This window comes from Marinobacter sp. 3-2 (assembly GCF_003751355.1).
Taxonomy (GTDB): Bacteria; Pseudomonadota; Gammaproteobacteria; order Pseudomonadales; family Oleiphilaceae; genus Marinobacter; species Marinobacter adhaerens.
Genome location: NZ_RJUQ01000015.1, coordinates 68,723 through 91,019, shown reverse-complemented (window position 1 = coordinate 91,019; position 22,297 = coordinate 68,723). Strand labels below are relative to the sequence as shown.

At 55.8% G+C, this 22,297-nt stretch carries 25 protein-coding genes and 1 tRNA gene; 10 read left to right on the top strand and 16 right to left on the bottom strand.

The window, feature by feature from the left end; all coding sequences use genetic code 11:
* Positions 1-178 precede the first annotated feature (178 nt).
* Both EDB94_RS14575 and EDB94_RS14570 read left to right on the top strand, forming a co-directional pair.
* Complete coding sequence (locus tag EDB94_RS14575) at positions 179-820, top strand: class I SAM-dependent methyltransferase (RefSeq protein ID WP_108018617.1); 642 nt, start codon at positions 179-181, stop codon at positions 818-820.
* 75 nt (positions 821-895) lie between these two features.
* Positions 896-982 (top strand) — tRNA-Leu (locus EDB94_RS14570).
* A gap of 124 nt (positions 983-1,106) precedes the next feature.
* Here the strand turns inward: EDB94_RS14570 and EDB94_RS20920 are convergent.
* A complete protein-coding gene (locus EDB94_RS20920) occupies positions 1,107-1,682 on the bottom strand; it encodes a PEP-CTERM sorting domain-containing protein (RefSeq protein WP_108018616.1) in 576 nt (191 codons plus the stop codon).
* 337 nt (positions 1,683-2,019) lie between these two features.
* Between EDB94_RS20920 and EDB94_RS14560 the strand changes: the two genes are divergently transcribed.
* Positions 2,020-2,382, top strand: coding sequence for a hypothetical protein (locus EDB94_RS14560; RefSeq protein WP_104271974.1), 363 nt, complete (start codon positions 2,020-2,022; stop codon positions 2,380-2,382).
* Between the two features lie 38 nt (positions 2,383-2,420).
* Here EDB94_RS14560 and EDB94_RS14555 read toward each other — a convergent pair whose 3' ends face one another.
* The 3 genes from EDB94_RS14555 to EDB94_RS20740 are packed head-to-tail and all read right to left on the bottom strand — an operon-like array spanning position 2,421 to position 4,338.
* Positions 2,421-3,224 carry an enoyl-CoA hydratase-related protein gene (locus tag EDB94_RS14555; RefSeq protein ID WP_108018615.1) on the bottom strand — a complete coding sequence of 268 codons (804 nt, stop codon included), beginning with the start codon at positions 3,222-3,224 and terminating at the stop codon, positions 2,421-2,423.
* Positions 3,225-3,277: 53 nt separating this feature from the next.
* Positions 3,278-4,156 carry a DMT family transporter gene (locus tag EDB94_RS14550; protein WP_108018614.1) on the bottom strand — a complete coding sequence of 293 codons (879 nt, stop codon included), beginning with the start codon at positions 4,154-4,156 and terminating at the stop codon, positions 3,278-3,280.
* A 38-nt stretch (positions 4,157-4,194) separates the two neighbouring features.
* Positions 4,195-4,338 carry a hypothetical protein gene (locus EDB94_RS20740; protein ID WP_008171599.1) on the bottom strand — a complete coding sequence of 48 codons (144 nt, stop codon included), beginning with the start codon at positions 4,336-4,338 and terminating at the stop codon, positions 4,195-4,197.
* A gap of 188 nt (positions 4,339-4,526) precedes the next feature.
* Between EDB94_RS20740 and EDB94_RS14545 the strand changes: the two genes are divergently transcribed.
* Positions 4,527-5,318: an enoyl-CoA hydratase gene (locus EDB94_RS14545; protein WP_108018613.1), complete on the top strand. Its 792-nt coding sequence runs from the start codon at positions 4,527-4,529 to the stop codon at positions 5,316-5,318.
* Between the two features lie 25 nt (positions 5,319-5,343).
* Here the strand turns inward: EDB94_RS14545 and EDB94_RS14540 are convergent, their stop codons facing one another.
* The 3 genes from EDB94_RS14540 to EDB94_RS14530 are packed head-to-tail and all read right to left on the bottom strand — an operon-like array spanning position 5,344 to position 7,567.
* Complete coding sequence (locus EDB94_RS14540; protein WP_181259045.1) at positions 5,344-5,862, bottom strand: DUF192 domain-containing protein; 519 nt, start codon at positions 5,860-5,862, stop codon at positions 5,344-5,346.
* The gene (locus EDB94_RS14535; RefSeq protein WP_108018611.1) at positions 5,859-6,620 is read right to left on the bottom strand and encodes an ABC transporter permease; all 762 of its coding nucleotides are present in this window, start codon (positions 6,618-6,620) and stop codon (positions 5,859-5,861) included. The genes EDB94_RS14540 and EDB94_RS14535 overlap by 4 nt, the downstream gene beginning before the upstream one ends.
* Positions 6,621-6,646: 26 nt before the next feature.
* The gene (locus tag EDB94_RS14530; RefSeq protein ID WP_108018610.1) at positions 6,647-7,567 is read right to left on the bottom strand and encodes an ABC transporter ATP-binding protein; all 921 of its coding nucleotides are present in this window, start codon (positions 7,565-7,567) and stop codon (positions 6,647-6,649) included.
* 132 nt (positions 7,568-7,699) lie between these two features.
* Between EDB94_RS14530 and EDB94_RS14525 the strand changes: the two genes are divergently transcribed.
* Positions 7,700-8,170 (top strand): hypothetical protein, encoded by a 471-nt coding sequence (locus EDB94_RS14525; RefSeq protein ID WP_260312602.1) that lies wholly within the window; start codon positions 7,700-7,702, stop codon positions 8,168-8,170.
* Positions 8,171-8,259: 89 nt separating this feature from the next.
* The gene (locus EDB94_RS14520) at positions 8,260-8,571 is read left to right on the top strand and encodes a hypothetical protein (RefSeq protein WP_008171587.1); all 312 of its coding nucleotides are present in this window, start codon (positions 8,260-8,262) and stop codon (positions 8,569-8,571) included.
* On the opposite strand, the gene EDB94_RS14515 is transcribed toward EDB94_RS14520, so the two are convergent.
* The 4 genes from EDB94_RS14515 to EDB94_RS14500 all read right to left on the bottom strand — a co-directional run bounded on the left by EDB94_RS14515 (position 8,564) and on the right by EDB94_RS14500 (position 12,313).
* A complete protein-coding gene (locus EDB94_RS14515; protein WP_108018608.1) occupies positions 8,564-9,169 on the bottom strand; it encodes a hypothetical protein in 606 nt (201 codons plus the stop codon). The two genes, EDB94_RS14520 and EDB94_RS14515, sit on opposite strands and share 8 nt — an antisense overlap.
* A gap of 135 nt (positions 9,170-9,304) precedes the next feature.
* On the bottom strand, positions 9,305-10,771 hold the full coding sequence (locus EDB94_RS14510) for an ABC transporter permease (RefSeq protein ID WP_014577109.1): 1,467 nt from the start codon (positions 10,769-10,771) through the stop codon (positions 9,305-9,307).
* A 16-nt stretch (positions 10,772-10,787) separates the two neighbouring features.
* Positions 10,788-11,438 carry a phosphonate ABC transporter ATP-binding protein gene (locus EDB94_RS14505; protein WP_108018607.1) on the bottom strand — a complete coding sequence of 217 codons (651 nt, stop codon included), beginning with the start codon at positions 11,436-11,438 and terminating at the stop codon, positions 10,788-10,790.
* On the bottom strand, positions 11,438-12,313 hold the full coding sequence (locus tag EDB94_RS14500) for a putative selenate ABC transporter substrate-binding protein (protein WP_219908258.1): 876 nt from the start codon (positions 12,311-12,313) through the stop codon (positions 11,438-11,440). The genes EDB94_RS14505 and EDB94_RS14500 overlap by 1 nt, the downstream gene beginning before the upstream one ends.
* A gap of 177 nt (positions 12,314-12,490) precedes the next feature.
* Between EDB94_RS14500 and senB the strand changes: the two genes are divergently transcribed.
* Entirely contained in the window at positions 12,491-13,477 is a 987-nt protein-coding gene (gene senB, locus EDB94_RS14495; RefSeq protein ID WP_108018605.1) for a selenoneine biosynthesis selenosugar synthase SenB, read from the top strand.
* Here senB and selD read toward each other — a convergent pair.
* The 4 genes from selD to EDB94_RS14475 all read right to left on the bottom strand — a co-directional run bounded on the left by selD (position 13,474) and on the right by EDB94_RS14475 (position 18,550).
* Positions 13,474-15,750 carry a selenide, water dikinase SelD gene (selD, locus tag EDB94_RS14490; protein WP_108018604.1) on the bottom strand — a complete coding sequence of 759 codons (2,277 nt, stop codon included), beginning with the start codon at positions 15,748-15,750 and terminating at the stop codon, positions 13,474-13,476. The two genes, senB and selD, sit on opposite strands and share 4 nt — an antisense overlap.
* On the bottom strand, positions 15,750-16,418 hold the full coding sequence (locus tag EDB94_RS14485) for a helix-hairpin-helix domain-containing protein (RefSeq protein ID WP_088557278.1): 669 nt from the start codon (positions 16,416-16,418) through the stop codon (positions 15,750-15,752). The genes selD and EDB94_RS14485 overlap by 1 nt, the downstream gene beginning before the upstream one ends.
* Positions 16,419-16,458: 40 nt before the next feature.
* Positions 16,459-16,857 carry a hypothetical protein gene (locus tag EDB94_RS14480; protein WP_008171578.1) on the bottom strand — a complete coding sequence of 133 codons (399 nt, stop codon included), beginning with the start codon at positions 16,855-16,857 and terminating at the stop codon, positions 16,459-16,461.
* Between the two features lie 172 nt (positions 16,858-17,029).
* Complete coding sequence (locus tag EDB94_RS14475; protein ID WP_008171577.1) at positions 17,030-18,550, bottom strand: carbon-nitrogen hydrolase family protein; 1,521 nt, start codon at positions 18,548-18,550, stop codon at positions 17,030-17,032.
* 148 nt (positions 18,551-18,698) lie between these two features.
* Between EDB94_RS14475 and EDB94_RS14470 the strand changes: the two genes are divergently transcribed.
* Positions 18,699-20,585 (top strand): methyl-accepting chemotaxis protein, encoded by a 1,887-nt coding sequence (locus tag EDB94_RS14470; RefSeq protein WP_108018603.1) that lies wholly within the window; start codon positions 18,699-18,701, stop codon positions 20,583-20,585.
* Positions 20,586-20,599: 14 nt separating this feature from the next.
* Here the strand turns inward: EDB94_RS14470 and EDB94_RS14465 are convergent, their stop codons facing one another.
* A complete protein-coding gene (locus EDB94_RS14465; RefSeq protein WP_014577102.1) occupies positions 20,600-21,556 on the bottom strand; it encodes a hypothetical protein in 957 nt (318 codons plus the stop codon).
* On the opposite strand from EDB94_RS14465, the gene EDB94_RS20735 reads away from it, so the two are divergent.
* A complete protein-coding gene (locus EDB94_RS20735; RefSeq protein ID WP_181259055.1) occupies positions 21,487-21,759 on the top strand; it encodes a hypothetical protein in 273 nt (90 codons plus the stop codon). The genes EDB94_RS14465 and EDB94_RS20735 overlap by 70 nt on opposite strands.
* Positions 21,743-22,297 (top strand): YiiD C-terminal domain-containing protein, encoded by a 555-nt coding sequence (locus EDB94_RS14460; protein WP_108018602.1) that lies wholly within the window; start codon positions 21,743-21,745, stop codon positions 22,295-22,297. Before EDB94_RS20735 ends, EDB94_RS14460 begins: the two co-directional genes overlap by 17 nt.

Genomic DNA, 22,297 nt, shown 5'->3' with positions numbered 1-22,297 from the left:
CCCTCCGGTAACGATCACATCATAACAAACGGGCCCAGCGAACCCGTTCAGCCGCTGCCTTAGCTCTGATTGTTATATTGTTATCACCGGCAGATGGTTACTATGCTACTAAATAAGCTAGCAGTTTCGATAGGGCCGATTGTCGCACCCTTGATTTAAAACAATTATGGTGATGCCGATGAGCTTTTACGAAGACAGAATACTGCCACACATCATAGACCGGGCTTGCTCAATGGGCCAGGTGATGAAACTTCGTAGCCAGGTGGTTCCCCATGCCAAAGGTGTGGTTCTGGAAGTGGGTATGGGCTCGGCCATCAATATGGAGTTCTACAACGCCAATAACGTCGATATGGTGTACGGCCTGGAGCCCTCAGAAGGCATGCGTAGAAAGGCCCAGCCCAACCTCGCCAAAACCCCAATAAAGGTGGAATGGCTGGATCTGCCCGGGGAGAAAATCCCTCTGGACGACAACTCCGTGGACACCGTTCTGCTGACCTTCACGCTGTGCACGATTCCCGACTGGAACGCCGCCCTTCAACAGATGCGCCGAGTGCTCAAACCCGGCGGTGAACTCCTGTTCCTGGAACACGGCGAATCGCCCCACGATGACACGAGGAAATGGCAAAACCGCATTACCCCGGGCTGGAAAAAGCTGGCCGGCGGCTGCCACCTGAACCGACACATCGCAGACCTGATCCGTCACGCCGGCTTTGAAATCCAGGAACTTGAAAACCTCTGCATCCCCAAGGCACCGAAAATCGCGGGATACATTTATAAGGGCAGGGCGATCAACCCGCTAGAGACCAGCCCGGCGGCCTGATAGTGCGGGCAGAATCCGAATTGCGTTACCCCACGCAGACTTATACAATTCTGCCCGTCAAAACCTCCCCCGAATGCTCCGGTGGTGAAATTGGTAGACACAAGAGACTTAAAATCTCTCGACCGTTAGGTCGTGCCGGTTCGATTCCGGCCCGGAGCACCATCTTTGCAGCCTTCCGAAGCGCAACGGTAATAGTGCTCTTCCAGTCTCAGATATTTATCGTTTCCGAGGTCCTTAAACGAGAAAAGCCAACCCGGGGGCTGGCCTCACTGACACCAAATGGCGATCATTGCATTTTTTTTCGACGCGCCACGACGAGACCTGTGAGTCCAAGTCCCAATAGAGCAAGGGTGCCGGGTTCAGGAACACTCTTTGCTTCACCTTTCCAGATAACGCCTGTCGCGTAGTTTTCACTATTGGTTACATAAAAGTTGAGTCTCCCATCGCCCGCAATAAGAGGGGACCCGCCCAACAGATCTATGACGTCGATGACCTTCGTCCACGGAGAGCTGATGTTGTAGTCTTCAGAGTCAAAGATCGTTTGGCCTTTGCTCTTGATTATCAGATCGTCATCGTAGGAGACAAACAATGAGTGGATGATCGCGTCTGTGCCAGTTTTGTTGAGGTCTTCCTCCCAAATCCGGTAACCCGCGTTATCGACCCACCAGCTAGCCTGATCCTGTATCCAGTCTGCTCCATCAAGAGCTGTGCCGGTAGGATCGACATAGGTTCCGACGGTTTGCCCAGAAAGAGTACATCCAACGCATTCGTCCCCAAGGCTGGACATGAAAGGAATTGCGTGTGCAATGGCGGATGTAAAGCTGAGTACAGCTGTTGCTGCTATTAGGCTCAGTGTCTTCATATGCTTTCCCTTAGTGCTCCGGTGAATTATTCCTTTTGCCGGACAGAAGCGAATTACGCTCCAGTGGCGCCTTAACCAAGCATTTATTACGCCGACAAAAAAATAACTCGGGAAAACATATAGATGGAAAAACTTTTTTCATTTAGAACAAAGCTCCACCTCAAATACGTAAAGAATCCCGACACTCCGTCAGTTCGTGGGAATTTATTCCGAATAAAGCGATGACAGAGAACCAGTCAATTGACCTGATTCCCCTCGTCTGAAAGCAAGTGATCGAAGCTCTCACGCCTGCCGTACGCTTTAACTCAATGTTTTCCGCATGAGGAGACAAGCCGCCATGGCCGAAGTTGAAGCTATTGGTAAGCAAATCGCAGATTATGTGAACGATCCCATCGAAAAAGCCAAGCGGCTGATCGTGACGCCAGTGGGGCAGGCGAGAATGATTGTCTGTACGCCATCACCCGGCCAGGGTGCCTCCTCGGCGATTGAAGCGGCAAACAGTCTGCTTTCGGAAGATGATCAGATAGCGCTGGTCGAAGATGTCAGTGAACTGACAGATCCTGCGCAGGTGGTTTCCATCATCAATGATGGTGGTATCGAGACTGAAAAGGGGTTCCATGTGGCTTTCAGTCTTTCTGACGAGACGATTGCAAGGCAGGTGGAGAAAGAGCTCGACCTCAAGGTCTTTACGGGGCAATAGCCCCGTTTGATAGATAGGCGGCCATTTGGCCGCCGCCACTATTTTTTCGACATTGCTTCCAGCATTTTGTTAACCGCTTCCAGGTGCTCAGGCTCGTTGTGGCACATGCCCTGGAAGTTGGCGCACACATCCAGAAAATCCTTCAGCTCCATCCTCGGTGCCATTTTCATCAGGCGTTTGGTGAGGCGAGTGGCTTTCGGTGGCTGGCTGGCCATGCGGCTTGCCATGGTATGAGCAGCGTTCATCAGTTCGTCCGCTGGCACCACCTCCAGAACAACGCCCAGCTCCTTTGCCTCCGTAGCATCGATCACCCGCCCGGTGAGTGTTAGCTCGAAGGCGCGCTGGTAGCCAATCAGGCGCTGCATGAACCAGGCGCCGCCGTCACCCGGAATGATTCCCAGGTTAAGAAAGGTTTCGCCGAACTTTGCGTTTTCCGAGGCAATGCGGATATCGGCCATGTTGGCCAAATCGAAGCCGGCGCCGATGGCGGGACCGTTGACCGCGGCGATGATGGGCACTTCCACATTCTGAAGGGCCAGCGGAATACGCTGAATGCCTTTGCGGTAACGGTCGGCGCATTCGGCCACGTCACCGGCAAAATCGCCGCTGCGGTTGGCCATGTCCCGGATGTTGCCGCCGGCGCTGAACGCAGAGCCCGCTCCGGTGATCACCAGTACCGACACGTCTTCGCACTGGTTAACCCATTCCGCGGTGGTCACGATGTCGTCGATCAGGTTTGAGCCGGTCAGCGCATTGCGCAGGTCGTGACGGTTCAGAGTAAGCGTGGCGACACGGTTCTCGAGGGTCAACAGGGCATCGGTGAGCTTGGGTACGGTGGTCATTTTTGCGGTTCCTTGTTTTTGATCAGCGCGTATCTTCGCGCGCGGGAACCGGGTTAATCAACTGCCACCCGCGCTTTTCGGTACCGGCTTACTTCCGTCCAGCCATGCACCGCCAGGGCGGAGAATACTAAAACACCACCTACCAGGCTGAGCTTTGGCGGTACTTCGCCGAGGAATAGCCAAACAAGGAAAGACCCGAACACGGTTTCCAGAAGCAGCATCAGGCTGACTTCCGCCGCCGGAATATAGCGGGGGCCAATCTGGATCAGGATGCACGCAGTGGGCAGGAACACCAGACAGAGCAGAGCGATAAAGAAGAAATCACGGGCCGAGGGCATCTGCGCACCACCAAGCAATGCCGCAACACCTGCCAACACCAGCGCGCCGAACATAAGCATCACGCTCATATCGCTGTCGGGTTTGGAGCGCGCTACGTTGAGGTTGGAGGCCAGGGCAGTGGCGGCAACCACCGCCATCAACAGACCCAGAGGGTCGCCCTTGCCGAATTCTCCCACGGCCATGAAGGTGGCGCCGGTGACGCACACCAAAATGACTACCCAGGTGCGAAGAGGCAGCGTTTCTTTCCAGACCGCCCAGGCAATCACGGCCGCGATGACCGGCGCGGTGTTCAGGATGACCAGCACATTGCCGGCGGCTGTGTTCTTCATGCCAACCACGAACCCGAGGGTACTGATGGCAAAGGCACCGGCACAGAACAGGCCTTTACGGCCGCATTTTCGAATTTCAGGCACCAGCCGGGAACGGTATCGCGCCCAGCTGATCACAAAAAAACTGATCGCCAGTAACAGGCCGCGCCAGAACAGAAAGACCACAGGATCCACGGAGGTGATTTTCACCAGCAACGCATCGGGCACGATAAACAGCACGCCCAGAGCTGCGATGGTCAGTCCTTTGATTCTGGTCGTCTGCAACGTGGCTTCGCCTGTTCCGGTGTGGTGGTTCGGTTAATTTATGGGTTGTCCTGTTCCGGCAGCGGCTGGATGCTGTTGATGTCGCCGGTTGGTGTTGCTGGATCGTCTTTTACGATTATGAAGACTGCTCCGCCGATAACCGCGATAGCGAAGATGGCTTTGAGGATCATTGATTTTGACATGCGTTATTCCTCTCTGCAGTTTTGGTTTCTACCAACAGCCTATGGGCAGCAGAGGTCTATAACAACCGCAACGCATTGAAAACTGAGCATCCTACAAAAGTCGCTTCGACAGTATAGACGCAGTCAGCAATACTCTGGGTAAGATTCCAGAATGCCCGGTGCAGCAACGATTCAAATGGAGTGTCCACATGACTGAACAAACACAAGAGCTGGTGCACAAGTACAGCGAAAATGGCATTACCACGCTTACACTGAACCAGCCGGAGAAGAAAAACAGCCTTTCCATGGCTATGCTCGAGGCCTTGTCTGAAGAGCTGGAGATCATCGCCTCCGATTCGGAAACGCGGGTTGTCGTCCTTGCGGCTCATGGCAACGTGTTTTGTGCCGGCCATGACCTCCGGGAAGTGCGTGAGCAGTTCGATAGCCATGAATTCCAGCTGGCCCTGTTTAACCAGTGCAGCAAGGTGATGCAGCAGATCGTGAACCTGCCCCGGCCAGTCATTGCGCGGGTGGCGGGTGTTGCGACCGCCGCCGGCTGCCAGCTGGTGGCCAGCTGCGACCTGGCCGTGGCGGCCGATACGGCCCGGTTTGCGACGCCTGGCGTCAATATCGGGCTGTTCTGTTCCACGCCGATGGTGGCACTGTCCCGGAATGTGTCACGCAAGCACGCCATGGAAATGCTGCTGACCGGTGAGATGATTGGTGCCGTGAAAGCTGAACGCATCGGACTGGTCAATCAGATTGTTGATGAGCAGCACCTGGACGAAATGGTTTACAAGCTGGCGCGTACCATTGCCGACAAGTCTGGCCATACCCTGAAGATTGGTAAAGAAGCCTTCTACCGGCAACTGGAAATGCCGCTGGAGGACGCTTATGAGTACACCTCAAAGGTGATGGCAGACAACATGATGGCGGACGATGCCCAGGAAGGTATCTGCGCATTTCTGGAGAAGCGCAAGCCAGAGTGGCAGGACAGCTGAACCGGTTGCTGAGACATTGCCCGGCCTAATTTGCCGGGCAATTGTCCTTTCCGATGGCGAGCCGGTCGCCCGTTCCGATTCCATGTTCCAGAAAAAAGCCGGCGTTCATCTCCACGGCCTCGATGAATGGCACACCGGCCGGGTAGGTGGGGCAACCGGAGCCGCTGGCCGAGGGGCAGGGCACCATCTTGCGAATGCTGCCAATCTTGCCATCCTCGTTCAGGTAGGCAATGTCGAGGGGAATCAGGGTCTCGTACATCCAGAATCCGTGGCTGGCTGATCTCGGCTCGCGGTATTTAAACAGCATTCCGGCATCGGCTGCCATGGACTTACGGCCCATCAGTCCTTTCTGGCGTTGCTCGAAAGTGCTAGCAATCTCGAGTTGCACTGGCACCATTCCCGACGCAGACACAAAGCAGGCCTCGACAACCGGCAGGCCGCCCTGAGGCGCAGCAATGCCTGAGGAGCAGCCGTAGAGCAATAAGCTGACTGTAAGGAGGGCCCAGACTCCCGCCCCCCGAACCGGGCTTGATGCGCAGGTCACGAGCGCAACCGGTAGCCGGTCTTGAAAATCCACCAGATCCCGACAATGCATGCCGTGAGGAATACGAGGGTCATTCCCACACTGATGGCAATATGAACGTCAGACACGCCGTAAAACGCCCAACGGAAACCGCTGATCAGGTAAACCACCGGATTGAAAAGGCTCACGGTCTGCCAGACCTCTGGCAGCATGTCGATTGAATAGAAGGTACCGCCAAGGAAAACCAGCGGTGTGACAATCATCATCGGCACGATCTGCAGTTTTTCGAATCCGTCGGCCCAGATGCCGATAATGAAACCAAACAGGCTGAAGGTCACCGAGGTAAGCACCAGGAAGGAGAGCATCCAGAAGGGGTGCAGTACGTCGTAGTCCACGAAAAACTTGGCGGTCGCCAGGATGATCAGCCCCAGAATGATGGACTTGGTGGCAGCAGCACCGACATAGCCCAGCACCACCTCCACATAGGAAACCGGGGCAGAGAGCACTTCATAAATCGTGCCCGAGAACTTGGGCATGTAGATGCCGAAGGAGGCGTTGGAAATGCTTTGCATCAGCAGCGACAGCATCACCAGGCCGGGGATGATGTAAGCGCCGTAGGCGATGTTGTCGATGTCGCCCATCCGCGAGCCGATCGCTGAGCCGAACACCACGAAATACAGGCAGGTGGAGATAACCGGCGAGAGCACACTCTGCATCACAGTGCGCTTCATGCGGGCCATTTCAAAATTGTAGATTGCGCGGATACCGTACAGGTTCATGCTTTTCTCCAGAATAGCCGGCCGTTTTACTCGTGCACCAGGCCGACAAAAATCTCTTCAAGGGAGCTTTCCCGGGTTTGGAGGTCTCGGTATTCGATACCGAGATCGCCAAGCGTGCGAAGCAATCGGGTTACCCCTGCCTGCTCTCGCTGGGAATCGAAGGTGTATATAAGCTCGTAACCATCCTCTGACAGCTCTATCGGCTCCAGAGTCAGTTCACCGGGCACCTTGTCCAGTTTGTGCTGCAGCTGCAGTCGCAACTCTTTTTTGCCCAGCTTGGTCATCAACTGGGCCTTGTCCTCGACCAGAATGATCTCGCCACCGCGAATGACACCGATGCGATCCGCCATTTCCTCGGCTTCTTCGATGTAGTGGGTGGTGAGAATAATGGTCACGCCATGTTCCCGAAGTTTGCGCACCATTTCCCACATGTCCCGGCGCAGCTCAACGTCGACGCCGGCCGTGGGCTCATCCAGAAACAGTATCTGGGGCTCATGGGAGAGCGCCTTGGCAATCATCAGGCGGCGCTTCATGCCACCGGAGAGAGACATGATGCGGTTGTTGCGTTTGTCCCAGAGAGAAAGGTCTTTCAAAATTTTCTCAATGTGTGCGGGTTTCGGCGCCTTGCCGAATAGCCCACGACTGAAGGAAACGGCATTCCAGACCGTTTCGAATGAATCAGTGTTGAGTTCCTGTGGCACCAGGCCGATAGTCTCGCGGGCCTTGCGGTAATCTTTGACAATGTCGTAACCGGCGGCCGTTACCTGTCCGGAGGAGGCATTGACGATACCGCAGATGATACTGATGAGCGTGGTCTTGCCGGCACCATTAGGGCCGAGGAGGGCGAAAATCTCGCCACGGTGAATATCCAGGTTGATGTCTTTCAGAGCCTGAAAACCGTCACCATATACCTTGCTCAGGTGCTTAACGGAAATATCCGGCTGCACGGGCGTGTCCTGTGGTCAGAATGGGTCGAATTGAAGGCGCAGTATTTTCTCATGAGTAGCGCCAGTTTAGAAACCTTTGCCTTGGCCGGAGAAAACCCCATAATGCCGGCCAGGTTTGTTCAGGAAGCCGTTATGTTACGCGCTATTGCTGTTACAGGATTGATTCTGGCCGTGGTTGTTGCCGGTGTGTTCGGTTGGCGCCTGCTCGGAGACACTGGCGAAACGTCCGGCGGAGAAAGCCAGACCGTTCAGTGTGATCTGCTGGAAAGCGGTCCGTGTCAATGGTCAAGTGGTACCGGAGATTGGCGGGTTGCCCTCAACACCACGGGCGACGGCGCTCAGGGCACCGAATACCAGCTAACCGTTGCCACACCGGAACGCCCGGAACGCCCGGAACGCTTTCTGGCTGTTCTCCGGGGCGAGTCCATGTACATGGGCGAGTACCCGGTGCCCCTCGGCAAACAGTCGGAAAACCAGTACTCCGCCCGTTTCACAGCCCCGTTTTGCACCGTGGATGGCAAAATGACCTGGCGCATTGACCTGCAACAGGGCCAGGAACCCATCGAAAACATCCCGGTTAAGCTGGTTTTCCAGGCAAAATAGCACCGGGACAGCTGAACCGGCAACTGGTCGGCTGACAACGGTACGGGATTGTGTAAAATCATCGCATCGCCATTTGCAGGGACAACGTGATGGATTACGGAGATAGCGTTCAGAAGGTTCTGCTCAGAAAAATCCGCAAAGCGGAACAGGATTTGATTCAGCTAAAGCTGGATTACTGCCGGTTTGTTTTCGGCCTGACTCATCGCGCGAAAGTGCTGGCCGGCGGCGTAACCTATGTGGTTCGTTCCGTGGATGTGGACAGCATGGCCAATACGGATGATGGCGGCTTCAGCCGGCCTGAAATAACCGGAACCCGAGTGGACGAGCAGGATCATGCGGAACCCGTTGCCCTGGGTACCGACTGGGTACTTGAAACCGCAAACAAACAGGCTGCTAAATAAACGCGTTGGCAGTAATGGCGTCGTAAAGACTCGACGTGGGCGGTACGAAATGGTTGTATCGCCAGAACTCCGCTCCTTCCAGACCCGCCCGGAAGCAAGCCAGATAAACCGCACTGTCTGTTAATGTGCTGATCGCCTGCATCGCCTCCGGTTGACGAATCCCCGTTTTTCGATTGATGGTCTGGGCAACAATCCCGGCCAGGGCCTCGGAATGCCGACTGCCTTTGTCGCTCATGGCGCACCCGGCACCGTACAGCCAAGCCGTGGCATAGGCTTTGACCGCATCGGGTGCGGTCGCTAGCGCCAGGCCCTTTACACGGCAATCCCGTTCCTGGAGACCCGCCAGAATGTGCAATCGGGTGATGAGCTCAGCCCGGTCCGGAGCAGCTTCAGGAGTCGGCCTTCTGCTGGCAACCGGCCATTCGGAATTGTTTGAGGGCAGGTCGGTAGCTACCGTGTCCTTCGTTGCTGGCCAGATTTCCTGGCGACCGACTGCGATGGGTTCGGAACGCACCAGCGAGATAACCCGCACAGCCAACAGGACAAGCAGCGCCAGCAGCCCGACCTGAATGAAGAGAATCAACCCGTTAACCATCATCACCAGAACTCTAAATGTTGCAATAGGTGATCAGAGTGTAACGGAAGGTATCCGCACAATACCGCCAACCGGTCGCCAATTACCGGTTTAGCGTTGGCCGAAATGACGGAACTGTGATGGGGATCGCAGTGCGGGTTAGCAGGTGGGCATGGTCTGCAAGGCCAGCTTGCGGCGAATGTAGCGGCCGAGGGTATCAATGCCGATGTTCAGCAGTGCTGTGATGAGGATCAGCACCATAGCCCGGTCAAACCGTATGTTCTGGATGGCGCTGTCGACGTAGAAGCCCAGGGTATAGATCCCCAGTATGCCGAGAATCGCGGTTTCCCGCATGATGATTTCCCACCGGTAAAACAGAAACGCCAGGAACGATCGATACACCCGCGGGACCAGCTCCCAGCTGTAGCGATTGAAGCCGGTTGGCGCATCGGGCCGCAGGCGAATGCCGTTGGTCTGGCGGCCAATCAGGTGCCCGATGATACCTCCATTGTGCAGCGCGAGCGCGACAACTGCTGGGAGCATTGAAGGACCCCAGAGCTGCAGCAGGATGTAGGCAAGGATGTATTCCGGTGTTGAGCGGGCTATGACTAGAAATATATGCCCCGATGTGCGCCGAACCGGGCCACCGAAGTGGTTGGAGATCAGAGGGAATGCCAGGAGCGTCAGGATGCCCGTTGCGACCAGGGCGATCTGAGTGAGTATCACAGTATTCCAGATACCGGGCATGGCCTCGTTAATCATAAGATCGTTGAACCATGGGATCAGGCCGGCGACCCCTTCACCATTTCGCAGAGGGCTGGGAACGATGTCCTCGGTAAAGAAACGGGCCACATTGCCCCAGACAATAGGCAGGCCATCGCCCAGGAAGAAGGGCGCCCCGAGGATATAGACGGGCAGAAGTCTGGGCCTGACCCAGAGAGGCATGGTGGCAATCAGCACGTAGAAGAGGATCAGCATGGCGCCGGCGTCTGAATAGAGCCCCTGGGAGAAGGAGGTTTCCAGATAGAAACCGAGTGTCGGCAGGCCCACGAACCCGAGGATGGCGCTGGAACGGAGGCCGCACTCCAACCGATAGGCCGTATAGGTACGAAGCTGAACCCAGCAATCGGGGATCCGGGTGTAAAGAAACGCCGCTATCGTACCGGTGCCGGGGGGCAACAACCGTCCCGGCTCCGGGTCCGTCTCATCCAGGATTTCGGAATACACTTTGGCAAAGATCCCGGAGTAGGGAATGGCAATTGCCAGTACACCAGTCAGCGGATGAAAACCGAAAAACTGAAGGAAGATCAGGGCCCAGAACAGCTCGTGGATGGCCCGGATAAACGCACAGAAGATGCGCACGGGCAGGAAACGGTAAACCAATGACAGCAGGAAACCGCAAACGCTGCCCAGGGCTACCCCGACAAACGCAAAGGCAACGGTTCTCAGCAGGGCCGTCATTAGCCCTTCGCTGCTGAAGAAGTTGGGTGTCAGAACCCCCAGGAAAAAGTTACCAAGGTCCCGCCATGGGTTGGACGCCGTAATGGCGATGTCTGCGAACAACAGGCCAACAATGGCGACGGCCACAAAAATGAAGCTGGTGCGGACCGTTGGGGAAGAGAACATGAGCGTGGCCGTTTCCCTAATACAGCGACGTGATGTCGGTGGCCGACAGGCGCTCACTGGATTCGTCCAGCGCAACCTGACCGTCCTGAATGCCGACAATGCGACTGCAGTATTTCAACGCCATCTCCACATCGTGCAGCGCGATCACACTGGTCTGGAAACGTTCTTTCAGCAGTTCCATCACCAGATGAGCCATCGGTCCATCGAGCGCTGAAATGGGCTCGTCCGCAAGGAGTACAGGCGCCTTACGATAGAGGGCGCGTGCAATGGCGACACGCTGGCGCTGTCCACCGGAGAGCGACGCGGTGGGTAGCCATAGTTTTTCAGGCATACCCAGGGCCTTCAGCAATTCACGCACTTCGTCGCGATTTTTTGAAAACGGGCGGATCAGGGTAAGGGTGTTGTACCAGGTGGAATGTTTATCCAGCTGCCCCATAAACACGTTATGGAATACAGGCAGAGCATTCACCAGCCCGAGGTCTTGAGGAACGAGCGAGGACTCCCGGTTTACCCTTTCATGAATCAGCCGGATAAGCGTGGATTTTCCGGCACCACTCTTACCCACGAGGGCAACGTGTTCTCCCTCGTTAACTTTCAGCGACAGCGGGCCAATGACCCGCTCGCCGCCAAAAGAGGCCGTGAGGCCTGAAAGATCAAACCCTGACATCAGTCCAGGATTCCAATCTCTTCCGCAGTTTTGCGAATGGGCTCGTAGTCATCGTTGGAGGCCGGAATGAAGCCGGACCGGGGGAAGCTCTCGAGCAGCGCCTGATCGTCTAGGTTCAGCAGGGCCTCAGTTACACGCTCCTTGAAGCCATCACCGAAACGCTCGTTAACGTCACCACGAATTGTCCACTGGTAGTCGGGGTAGGGCGGAGTTTCCCAGATGACCTGAACGGCATCGGTATCGATGTTGCCGTCCGCCAGTTCCTTTTCCCAAACCTGGAAGTTCAGTGCGCCAACCTGGTAAGTGCCAGCTTCAACCAGGCGCAGGGTGCGCGTGTGGTTGCCACTGAAACCAACGCGGGAGAAGAAGTCTTCCGGCTGGGCGCCGAACACGTCCCGGATGTAGAACTCGGGCATAAGACGACCGGAAGTTGATCCTTTCGAGCCGAAAGTGAAGGTTTTGTCTTTCAGGTTATCTTCAAGAGCGGAAAGCTCGTCGGCAGGCTCGATGCCGGTGCTGGTGTTGGCGATAAAGTAGGTCTGGAATGCTTCATCTTCGACGCCCTGAGCGATGGCCTCAGAGCCGGGAACCAGGCGACGCGCCTGAACACCGGACAGCCCGCCGAACCAGGCCAGCTGAACCTGATTGTTACGGAACGCGGACACTGCGGCTGCGTAGGATTTAACCGGGATGTACCTAACCTCAACATCCAGTTCTTGGGAGAGATAATCGGCCACACCTTTGAATCTCTCGACCAGCTTGGTTTCGTCTTCATCGGGTATAGCGGTGAACACGAAGGTTTCAGCCGTAGCCGAAGCGGCGGTAAAACAGAAAAGACTGGAAACCATCAATTTCCGTATTAGATTAAGGGCCATTGGAGTTCCTTATTTTGCCAGACTGTGTGGAATGTGACTCAAGGGAAGTCGGGGCTCCCCGGTGCCTTGCAGGATACCTTGATTTACGTTAACTCTGAACAGCTATACGGTTTGCGGGTTTAATTGGCTCAGCACCGAACATTCCGAATTTCAGTCACCTGGGTCACGGCCAAGACTATGCGCATTACAATGATCACACCCGCTCAGCCGGGTTCAAAAGCCGGAAACCGGGCCACCGCTGAACGCTGGAAAATCCTGTTGGAGAAGGCCGGTCATGCGGTGGGTATCGTAACTGACTACCGCGGTGAGCCCTGTGACGCTTTTATCGCTCTCCATGCGTGGCGAAGCGTTGATGCCATCAGACAGTTTCGGACAACCTGGCCCGAACAACCCCTGATTGTTGCGCTGACCGGCACGGATATCTATCGCCACCAGCAGGAGTTTCCGGAAGAAACCCTTTATTCCATGGAGGCCGCGGATGCCCTGATCGGCCTGCACAGTCTTGTCGCCCGCGACATTCCGACAGAAATGTCCGACAAGCTCACCACACTTTACCAGTCCGCAGACGGGCCGGAAGCATTTCCCGAGCCACGCAAAAATGTGCAAGAGACGGGATTCAGAGTCTGTGTTATCGGCCATCTCCGCGAAGAAAAGGATTCACTCAGGGCGGCTTATGCAGCCCGCCTTTTGCCCGACGACTCCCGCATTCAGGTTGTCTGCGCTGGCAAAGCTTATAACGAGGATTGGCGCACCAAAGCGGAACAGGAGATGGCGAGTAATCCTCGATTCCAGTGGCTTGGGGAGCTCGATAAGGGCAAAACCCGGCAGTTGATGGCCGATAGCCAGGTCATGGTGATCAGCTCCGTGATGGAGGGTGGCGCGAACGTGGTATCCGAGGCCTGCCGCGCCGGTCTTCCGGTGATCGCCTCGGACATCCCCGGGAATGTTGGGCTGCTGGGCAAAGATTATGCTGGCTATTTTCCGGTTGGAAAGGAACGCGCTCTGGCAGATCTTCTCTACAAAGCAGAGCAGGATCCGGAATTTCTGGGCGCCCTCAAGCATCAAGTCAATGGGCTTGCCGGGCATTTCATGCCTGAGAAAGAGCAGGCGTCCCTGAAGCAGGCGCTGCACCTTGCGATACAGCGCTGCTCACAAAGACGTTAATCCCGCAAGGATATGGGTTCGATCGGTCCGGTTTCGTCCTGGGCGGTAATTCGCCCGATTATGGCGGTATGCGGATAGCCAAGGGCTTTCAGTTCCCGTACACACTCTTCTGCCTTGTCCGCGGCAACGCTTGCTAGCAGCCCGCCCGCTGTTTGCGGATCAAAGATCAACGGGTAACGTGCATGGTTGACCCACTTTTCCTGATCCCTGATACCGCGGCGCAACCGAATGTTAGCGGGTTGCAGCGAACTGAGAATCCCTGCTGCTGCTGTTTCCTCCGCGCCGGGAAGGATCGGTATGGCAGAAAGATCCAGCTCGGCATCCACACCCGAGGGCTTGGTCATTTCAACCAGATGCCCGAGGAGACCGAAGCCGGTAACGTCGGTACAGGCTTTTGATCCAAATTTCCTCAGGCAGTCAGCCGCCGCTTTGTTGGACTGGACCATGGAGGTGAGGGCGGAATCGATCCACCGACCTTTGGCAGCCAGCTTTGCGTGAGCGGCAAACAGGGTGCCTGTGCCGATGGGCTTGGTGAGAATCAGGGCATCGCCGGCTTTCAGGCCGCCTTTGCTCATGACTTCTTCCGGGTCGATCAGGCCGTTGACTGCAAAACCCAGGGCCAGTTCCTTGCCCTCGCCGGTGTGCCCTCCAACCAGCGCGCACCCTGCCTCGTTCAGCACTTCAACAGCACCGGACATCATCTGATAGACGACATCCTCAACCTTGGATTCAATGCCGTAAGGCACCGTGGCAACGGCCGTGGCACTCTGGGCTTCGGCGCCCATGGCAAAGACGTCACCGAGGCTATGATTGGCCGCGACCTTGCCGAAGATGTAGGGGTCGGCAATGAACGCACGGAAGAAATCCACGGTGTGAACAACGGCTTTGCCGGGCGGCACTGTCAAAACGGCGGCATCGTCCGGGGCGTGAAGACCGATCAGGATATCGTCCCGCTCGATGGGTTTCAGCTCTCCCAGGGCACGCGAAAGAACGGTGCTGCCCACCTTGGCACCACAACCACCACAACGCATGGCAACCGCCGAAATGGCCTGGGAGGCTTCCTCGGCATTCTGTGCGGCAGCCGTATCCGGCAGTTTGGATTCTTCCTCCATTGGAGGCAGATCATTGAACTTCTTCATGAAGCGGCGATCGATCCAGTCTTTCCAGCGCCAGACCCAGGCGCCGTCGAACTGCAATTCTCCCCGGGAGGCAACAGCGTACTTGTCCCCGGTACTGATTAGCGCTAACCACTTCTTCTGAGGATGAAAATCCTTCGGATCCTTGCCGGTTGCAAGCCGTTTGAGGTTGTCGGCGAGGGGAGGTCCCTGTCTTACCGCAAATACCCCCGCTTTTTCTCGGGGGTGATTCAAGACGTTGGCAATATCGCCAGCAGCAAAAATGCTGTCGTCATTCTCCACTTGCAGGGTATCGCGTACTCTCAGGAACAGACCATCGTCCAGCGCCAGGCCTGTGTCCTTGAGCCATTCTGGGCCACCAGCCCGGGTTACCCAGAGCACTTCGTCCGTTTGCAGGGTTTCGCCGGATTCGGTAATCAATAACCCTTCCTGAACCTTGCTGACTGGCGATCCCAGATGGACCTTCACACCACGATTCGACAAGGTTTTTCGGAAAACCTCACGCACCTTGGGGTTGTGGGTCGGTAGAATTTGGTCGGCGGCGTCGAAGAGGTGGAAATGCAGCTGATCGGGATCTTTGCCACGCTGTTTCAGTTCATTCTTCAGTCGAAACTGCATGGCGAGGGTCAGCTCAACGCCACCGGCTCCGGCGCCAACCACCGCAACCGCCAGCGGCCCGTCGTGATTCTCGATACGGGAGAGCAGTGCAAGCCAGCGGTTGTTGAAGCCGGTGATCGGCTTCACCGGAACCGCGTGGTCGGAAGCGCCTTCCACTTCATTGACCCGCGGCGAAGAGCCAATATTGATGGACAGAATGTCGTAGGGCACATCCGGGCGACCACGGCAGATAACCCGCTTCCGATCCCGGTCGATGCCCATGGCTTCGGCCCTGTAAAAGCGCGCACCTGCGTATTCCGCCAGGCGGCTCAGATCGATGTGGACGTCATCGTAGCTGTAGTGGCCGGCCACGTAGCCAGGCAGCATGCCGGAATAGGGGGTGTGGGTGTCGCGGCAGATCAGGGTCAGGCGCACGCCGGGGACAGGGTTCATGGCGAACCGCTTAAGAACCCCGACGTGGCTGTGCCCGCCGCCAATCAGGACAATGTCCCGTAAAACAGGCTGGTCAGGCGTTCGCATCAGCCGATTTTCTTGGCTTCAGCGCTGAATTGACTGTATCCCTTGACGTTTGAGAAGGCCTTCAGCTTTTCCTGGTCTTCTGCAGACGGATTGGCGATCTGATCGATGGAGGTAATGCCAGCGTCCTTCATCTTCTTGGCGGTTGCTGGGCCGATACCCTTAACCAGCGTCAGGTCACTCTTGTCGACCGGCTTTGCAGCCTTGGCCGCTGGTGCTTTCTTGGCAGCAGGCTTCTTCGCAGCCGGCTTTTTCGCCGCAGGCTTGCTGGTTGAGCCTTTAGCTTTGGAAGCTGTTTTGGCGGTTTTCTTCGGCGCTGATTTCTTGGCTGCGGTGCTGGCCTCTTTACTCACTTCATCTGTGAGCTTCTTGACCTCTTCACCCGCTTCCTTGGAAGCCACCCCAAGCCGCTCGAGAATGCTGCTCTGCAGTTCATGGAACTCTTCCAGGCGACGCTCAAACTCTTCGTGGAAACGCTTCATCTCGCGGTCGCGAAGCTCGTCGATTTCCTTGAGCAGCTTGCGAACAGGCTCCTGAACCTGGTTCTGCAGGCTGTCGAACTGCTTCAGCGCATCGTTCACCAGGCCTTCGATCTGAGACGAAGTCTTTTCGAACTCCTTGTTGACCTTTTTCACGATTTTATCAACGTTCTGTTTGGCTTTCTTCGCCATGGAATGTCTCCTTACGGGCAAGTTTCAACGAAAACAAATATCAGGCCATTTGCCGGAAACCGGACATGGAACCTGGAGAACGACGTGATTTGAGCGACTGCTTCTTGGATAGCACTTCCCGGATTCTGCGGAGCTTTTCCGCCAGCGATGAGCTGCCGTTGGAGTCGAGCTCTACAAAATCGATTGAATAGAAGAAATTGCTGCAGTGTTTTCTGCGTTCGGTCACCAGACCGGCGAGTCCCTCTGCGCGGATCTTGTCGAACGGCATATCCATCACGAGATCCAGCACCACGGTATCACCCGGATTGAACACTTTGTCGGTTTTCATAACACAACCGTAGCCGTCCAGCTCATACAGGGCGGCCTCGACAAGTTCCTTTCGAAAAAGGCCTTGTCTGACTCGGAATCGTGCGACAAGGTCCGGCAATGCTTCGTTCATGAATCGGGTTCTCTGGTGATTTCCGTATCCACAGCAACCTGTCCCATCGGAAGACAGGCTGGATATTGGTTAAACAATAGACACTGAATTCTAGTTTTGCAACGCCATCAGTGCCATACGATCGACCGCTAACGCAGTTATTTAACAATTCCAACTGGCTGATCGGGCCAGTTTACTTGGTCTTCAATTCATACATATCAACGCGGCGATCTTTCAGGTTAGTGACAGACCCCTCGTTGCGCACCAGTTTCAGCTTTTCCAGGTCCATATCGGAGAACATGATCATCTCCGTATTCGGCGTGGTTTCCGCCATAACTGCATCGTGCGGGAAGGCAAAATCCGAGGGTGAGAATACGGCAGACTGGGCGTACTGGACGTCCAGGTTCTCAACTTTCGGCAGGTTGCCAACGCTACCAGTGACCACCACATAGCATTCGTTTTCGATTGCGCGAGCCTGGGCGCACTGGCGAACCCTGAGGTAGCCGTTTTTCGTGTCGGTCCAGAACGGCACCATGATGATATCAACCTCCTGGCTGGCAGCAATACGGCCCAGTTCAGGGAATTCGATGTCATAGCAGATCATGATGGCGACCCGGCCAGCATCGGTCTCGAAGACTTCAAACTGGTTGCCGCCTTCGATAACCCAGTCGCGGCGTTCGTGGGGCGTGATGTGAATCTTGCGTTGCTCATCAACACGGCCGTCGCGGTGGCAGAGATAGGACACGTTATACACCCGGTCGTTTTCGATCAGGGGCATGGAGCCGGTGATAATGTTGATGTTGTAGCTCACCGCCATTTCAGACATCTCTTCCCGAAACTGCTGGGTAAATCCGGCGAGGAAGCGGATGGCCCGGGTCTGGTCCATCTGATCGGTTAGTCCCATCAGCGGCGCGTTGAAAAACTCCGGGAAGATGGCGAAGTCACTTTTGTAGTCAGACAAGGCATCCACGAAGTACTCAACCTGCTCGAGCACCTCTTCAACCGAGGTGAATTCCCGCATCTGCCACTGCACAGCGCCCAGCCTTATCTGAGTTTTCTTGACGCTCAGAACCGGGGAAGGTGGGGTATAGAGAATGTTCCGCCATTCCAGCAACGTCGCGTAGCCCTGGGATTTCTCATCCTCGGGCAGGTATTTGTGCATCAACCGCGTAACCTGGAAATCGTTCGAGAGCTGGAAACTCAGAATCGGATCGTAGATTTCCTTGCGATCGACCCGTTGAATGTACTCTTCAGGCGAATACTGTTCGGCGTATTTGAAGTAGCTCGGTATGCGCCCGCCCGCCAGGATGGCACGCAGGTTCATGGAGCGGCAGAGTTCTTTTCGCGCTTCGTAGAGTCGACGACCCAGTCGGTAGCCCCGGTAGTCGGGGTGGATAAAGACATCCAGCCCATAGAGGGAGTCACCATTGGCGTTGTGCCAGATCTTCTCGTTACGGAGGATCAAATCGTCGTAGGTATGCGGGTTGCTGAAACGCTCGTACTTAACGCAAACCGTCAGCGCAACCGCAATAAGCTGGCCACTTTCCTCAATGCAGATCTGGCCGTCGGGGAACTGCTCCACCAATGCCTTGATGGTGTCCTTCGGCCAGGAGCCTCCGATGTCGTCGTATACCCGATCCATAAGCTTCTGAAGCTGATCGTAGTCATCAAGCCTCAGGTTCCGGAGGTTAAGGTGCAGTTCTTCATGGGCCATTCAGTTCGGCTCCCGTTCGTTATGGAATGAGGACAATCTCAGCGTCTGCGTCAATAATTGGAAAGTTTAACAGAAGCCGCTAAAGACTTCGCACCATGGGCCGAAACACACATTAACGAATATCAATTTTATTGCTGAGGATTCGACCGTGCAGCTGACATTCGGGCAAAAGCTCCTGACTGCTTTCGGTATTCTGTTGCTGTTGGTTATGGGGGCTTTTACGCTCTCTGGCGATTTACGGCTACAAAACACCACAGAAACCTATGTGAACGCGCTGATCGACGACACCGTGCAGCAGAGCACGTCGAGCATCGCAGAGTGGCTCAATACCAGGCTGGTGATGACTGAAGCCACCGCCAAAGCCCTGGAGAATGCCGAGAACGACGAAGACGCGCGGGTTATTCTCCAGGCTATTACCACCGGCGGCGGGTTCCGGGATGTCTATGTAGGGCGCACCGACGGCTACATGCTGATGAAATCCCCGGAGGCGAATGCCACGCTGCCAGCGGATTACGATCCCCGTCAGCGCCCCTGGTACAAGAAGGCCATGAGCCTCGGCAGCGCCTCGTTTACCGAGCCGTATCAGGATGCCAGCACCAACGACATGATCATCTCCACACTTGCGCCCGTGAAGCGCGGTGAATACGAAGGCGTGGCCGGTGCTGATATCGGCCTGGGCGCGATAGCAAAAACGCTGAGCACAGTCACCCTTGCGGACACCGGTTACGCCACTTTGATCAATGAGCGGGGCACCATACTGTTCCACCCACGGCAAAACCTTGTCGGCAAGAACATCAGTGAGCTCATTGGCGGCAAGCCGGATCTTGGCGGGGACGCTCACGAATACAGTAATGATGACGGCAACTGGGAGGCCAGCTTCCATCCGATCAGTGAAGCGCGCGGCGTGCAATGGTATCTGGGGACCTTTGTAAACGCGGACAAGATCAACGCACCGGTCCAGAGCGCCAGAATGACTGGATTGATCATGGCCGTGATCGGCCTGATCGTTTCTCTGGTGATTCTGCATCTGGGCATCAAGGTCCTGATGGCGCCGGTTCGCCGCTTGAACAAGGCCATGGCGGACATTGGCAGTGGTGATGCCGACCTGACCCAGCGTCTGGACGACAGTGCAAAAGATGAATTCGGTGAGTTGGCCCGGAGCTTTAACCAGTTTGTCGAGAATATCCAGACGGTTGTTCGGGATGTCCAGAAGGGTAGCGCCGAACTCGGGAAAAATGTCAGCTCGCTGAGAGATACCGCCAGTACCAGTCGTTCGAGCGTGGAGAGCCAGCAGGCCGAGATCGACATGGTGGCGACCGCGATCAACGAGATGTCGGCCGCTGCCGGCGAGATCGCCCAGAACGCACAGCAAACCGCAGACGCCGCCAACACTGCGGATGCAGACAGCCGTGCTTCGCTGGAGACCGTCGCTGCCTCCCGGGACGCCGTGCAAAAGCTCTCGAAGGAGATTAATGCGGCCGCAGAGGTCATCCACACCCTTGGCAAGGACGTTACGTCAATCACAACAGTGCTTGAAGTGATTCAGGGTATTGCAGAGCAAACCAACCTGCTGGCATTGAATGCCGCCATTGAAGCGGCTCGGGCCGGTGAAGCAGGGCGGGGCTTCGCAGTTGTGGCAGACGAGGTACGTAACCTTGCCCAGCGCACCCAGTCCAGCACCGAGGAAATCAACGACATGATTGAGCGTCTGCAGAAGGGCGCCAATGATGCGGTCGATGTCATGAATGCCTCAACTGCCGTATCCAATGTCAGTATGGAAAAAGCGCAGGACGCCATGGATGCCCTCAACCGGATTGCCGAGGCAATCACGTCCATCAGCCAGATGACGTCACAGATTGCCACAGCATCCGAAGAACAGACGTCGGTTACCGAGGAGTTGAACTCGTCGATTACCCGGATTGCGAATCAGGGCCAGGAAGCGGCGGCCGCGGCCACAGAAAACGATGTTTACAGCGGGCAGATTGAACGCATCGGCACCGCACTGAACCAGAACGTGTCGAGGTTCCGGGTGTAAGCGCAGGGCGCCCGCTAGCGGCTTAGGACTTCTAGCCGACGGCGCAGGTTCTCGAAGGTTTTGCGACCAACGTAACGGGATTCTTCGCTCAGGTACGGGTTTTCGAGGGTGATGACCGTACGCTCGTCGAGATCAAGCTCTTTCACAGCGCGGGCGTAGTAGTGCCTGAGGAAATCATTGAAGCTGCCATCGTGGATGGCGCGTTCGATTCCCAGCTGAAGGCGATGGGCGGTTTCCTGGTCTTCGGGACCGACAAAGAGATAGGACGGCATCGGGTAGGCGATCAACAGATCAGGCTCGATTACCAGATTAGGATCCTGCTCCAATTCCAGGTCGTAAAGCACTTCGCTTACACCCCTGGCAAAACACTCGAAGCGTTCATTGCGCAACATTCCGAACAGTATTTCGTATCGGGAGTGAGTGACCACCGGAATACCGTTGGCTTCAAGCACCGGTGTGTCTGGCCAGTGGGCGCCCTGGCCAATCCGAATCTGACTGTCTCTCAAGTCATCCAGAGTCTTGATTCCCGCAAACCGGGGCAGGGATTCCGGCATAACCACGCAAACCCGAAAACCGAGCAACCCGCCATCGACCGGAAACGGTATGGCGGTCAGGGACTTCTCCCGTTCTGCGGAGGTAGCAACATTGGCGATGTCAACTAATCGTGACTGGCCGTCTGTCAGTTCCCTCAGTACGCGGCCCTGGCTCAGCTCTTCACTTCTGATGATCTGAAATTCTCCGTACTCTGGCGTCTTCTTCAGAGCAAGCTCCACCAGGGCCCGGATGGCAGGACTGTCGTAATTCCGGTACCAGAGTACGTAACCGCGCACGGCGGCTGCCTGCGACGCAGTGGTCGATGAAGTTGTGGCTGAGAGTGGTCCTGCCGCAAGGCAGAAAGCCAATGGCATCAGGCAAAGAACCAGTTTTCGAAACCGGTGGAAGACCAGGGAAGCGGGCAGAGAATATTCCAAATCAGAGATCCTTTCTTACTACTGGAAAAACCGGCTATCAAGCAGTCATGATTCAGGCACGCATCCTCACTTTAGAACAGAAACTCAAAAATAAATCGGACAACATCCAAAAAAATTGTAAAACCTTCTTGCGAGCACTGAAGTCCGTTGTAATCATCAGTTCCCCATCAATTTCGGAGCTTGGCAATGGCAATTATCGATAATCTCATCGGAGCGACCGGTCAATGGGTGGCAAGTACCGACCCCAAGGCCACATTGGCCAGCCCTCTGGCTTGGCTGAAGAAAACGGGCGGGTACGCAGCGGTAAACAAGATCATCGGTCTGTCGATTCCTTTTGCACCACGGAACAACTTCAGCGTTGAGGAGGTCAGGCCAGGATATGTAAGAGCGAAAATCCGCTTGAGAGGCAACAAAAACCACTTCGGCAGCCTTTATGCGGGCGCGTACTTCCTGGTAGCCGAAATTCCCGGTGGCGTGCTGACCCTATTTGATCTGGGGCCTTCGTACACGCCGATTCTCAAGGAAATGACGTTGCAGTTTCTCCAGCCAGCCAACAGCGATGTCACTGTAGAATTCACCCTGGATCCCGAAACCGTGGCAGCCATTCTTGCTGACGCTGACGAGACCGGGCGGGCGAAATTCTCCCTGGAAGGGAAACTGGTGGACGAAGAGGGCAACCATGTAGCCACCTCCATCGCCCATTACCGCGTCCGGAAGAAAGGGTTTAAAGCAGAGGCCTGA

Coding starts and splice junctions, on each gene's coding strand:
- EDB94_RS14575 (WP_108018617.1), top strand. CDS start 179: ATGAGCTTTTACGAAGACAGAATACTGCCACACATCATAGACCGGGCT.
- EDB94_RS20920 (WP_108018616.1), bottom strand. CDS start 1,682: ATGAAGACACTGAGCCTAATAGCAGCAACAGCTGTACTCAGCTTTACA.
- EDB94_RS14560 (WP_104271974.1), top strand. CDS start 2,020: ATGGCCGAAGTTGAAGCTATTGGTAAGCAAATCGCAGATTATGTGAAC.
- EDB94_RS14555 (WP_108018615.1), bottom strand. CDS start 3,224: ATGACCACCGTACCCAAGCTCACCGATGCCCTGTTGACCCTCGAGAAC.
- EDB94_RS20740 (WP_008171599.1), bottom strand. CDS start 4,338: ATGTCAAAATCAATGATCCTCAAAGCCATCTTCGCTATCGCGGTTATC.
- EDB94_RS14545 (WP_108018613.1), top strand. CDS start 4,527: ATGACTGAACAAACACAAGAGCTGGTGCACAAGTACAGCGAAAATGGC.
- EDB94_RS14535 (WP_108018611.1), bottom strand. CDS start 6,620: ATGAACCTGTACGGTATCCGCGCAATCTACAATTTTGAAATGGCCCGC.
- EDB94_RS14525 (WP_260312602.1), top strand. CDS start 7,700: ATGTTACGCGCTATTGCTGTTACAGGATTGATTCTGGCCGTGGTTGTT.
- EDB94_RS14520 (WP_008171587.1), top strand. CDS start 8,260: ATGGATTACGGAGATAGCGTTCAGAAGGTTCTGCTCAGAAAAATCCGC.
- EDB94_RS14515 (WP_108018608.1), bottom strand. CDS start 9,169: ATGATGGTTAACGGGTTGATTCTCTTCATTCAGGTCGGGCTGCTGGCG.
- EDB94_RS14510 (WP_014577109.1), bottom strand. CDS start 10,771: ATGTTCTCTTCCCCAACGGTCCGCACCAGCTTCATTTTTGTGGCCGTC.
- EDB94_RS14505 (WP_108018607.1), bottom strand. CDS start 11,438: ATGTCAGGGTTTGATCTTTCAGGCCTCACGGCCTCTTTTGGCGGCGAG.
- EDB94_RS14500 (WP_219908258.1), bottom strand. CDS start 12,313: ATGGCCCTTAATCTAATACGGAAATTGATGGTTTCCAGTCTTTTCTGT.
- senB (WP_108018605.1), top strand. CDS start 12,491: ATGCGCATTACAATGATCACACCCGCTCAGCCGGGTTCAAAAGCCGGA.
- selD (WP_108018604.1), bottom strand. CDS start 15,750: ATGCGAACGCCTGACCAGCCTGTTTTACGGGACATTGTCCTGATTGGC.
- EDB94_RS14485 (WP_088557278.1), bottom strand. CDS start 16,418: ATGGCGAAGAAAGCCAAACAGAACGTTGATAAAATCGTGAAAAAGGTC.
- EDB94_RS14480 (WP_008171578.1), bottom strand. CDS start 16,857: ATGAACGAAGCATTGCCGGACCTTGTCGCACGATTCCGAGTCAGACAA.
- EDB94_RS14475 (WP_008171577.1), bottom strand. CDS start 18,550: ATGGCCCATGAAGAACTGCACCTTAACCTCCGGAACCTGAGGCTTGAT.
- EDB94_RS20735 (WP_181259055.1), top strand. CDS start 21,487: ATGGCATCAGGCAAAGAACCAGTTTTCGAAACCGGTGGAAGACCAGGG.
- EDB94_RS14460 (WP_108018602.1), top strand. CDS start 21,743: ATGGCAATTATCGATAATCTCATCGGAGCGACCGGTCAATGGGTGGCA.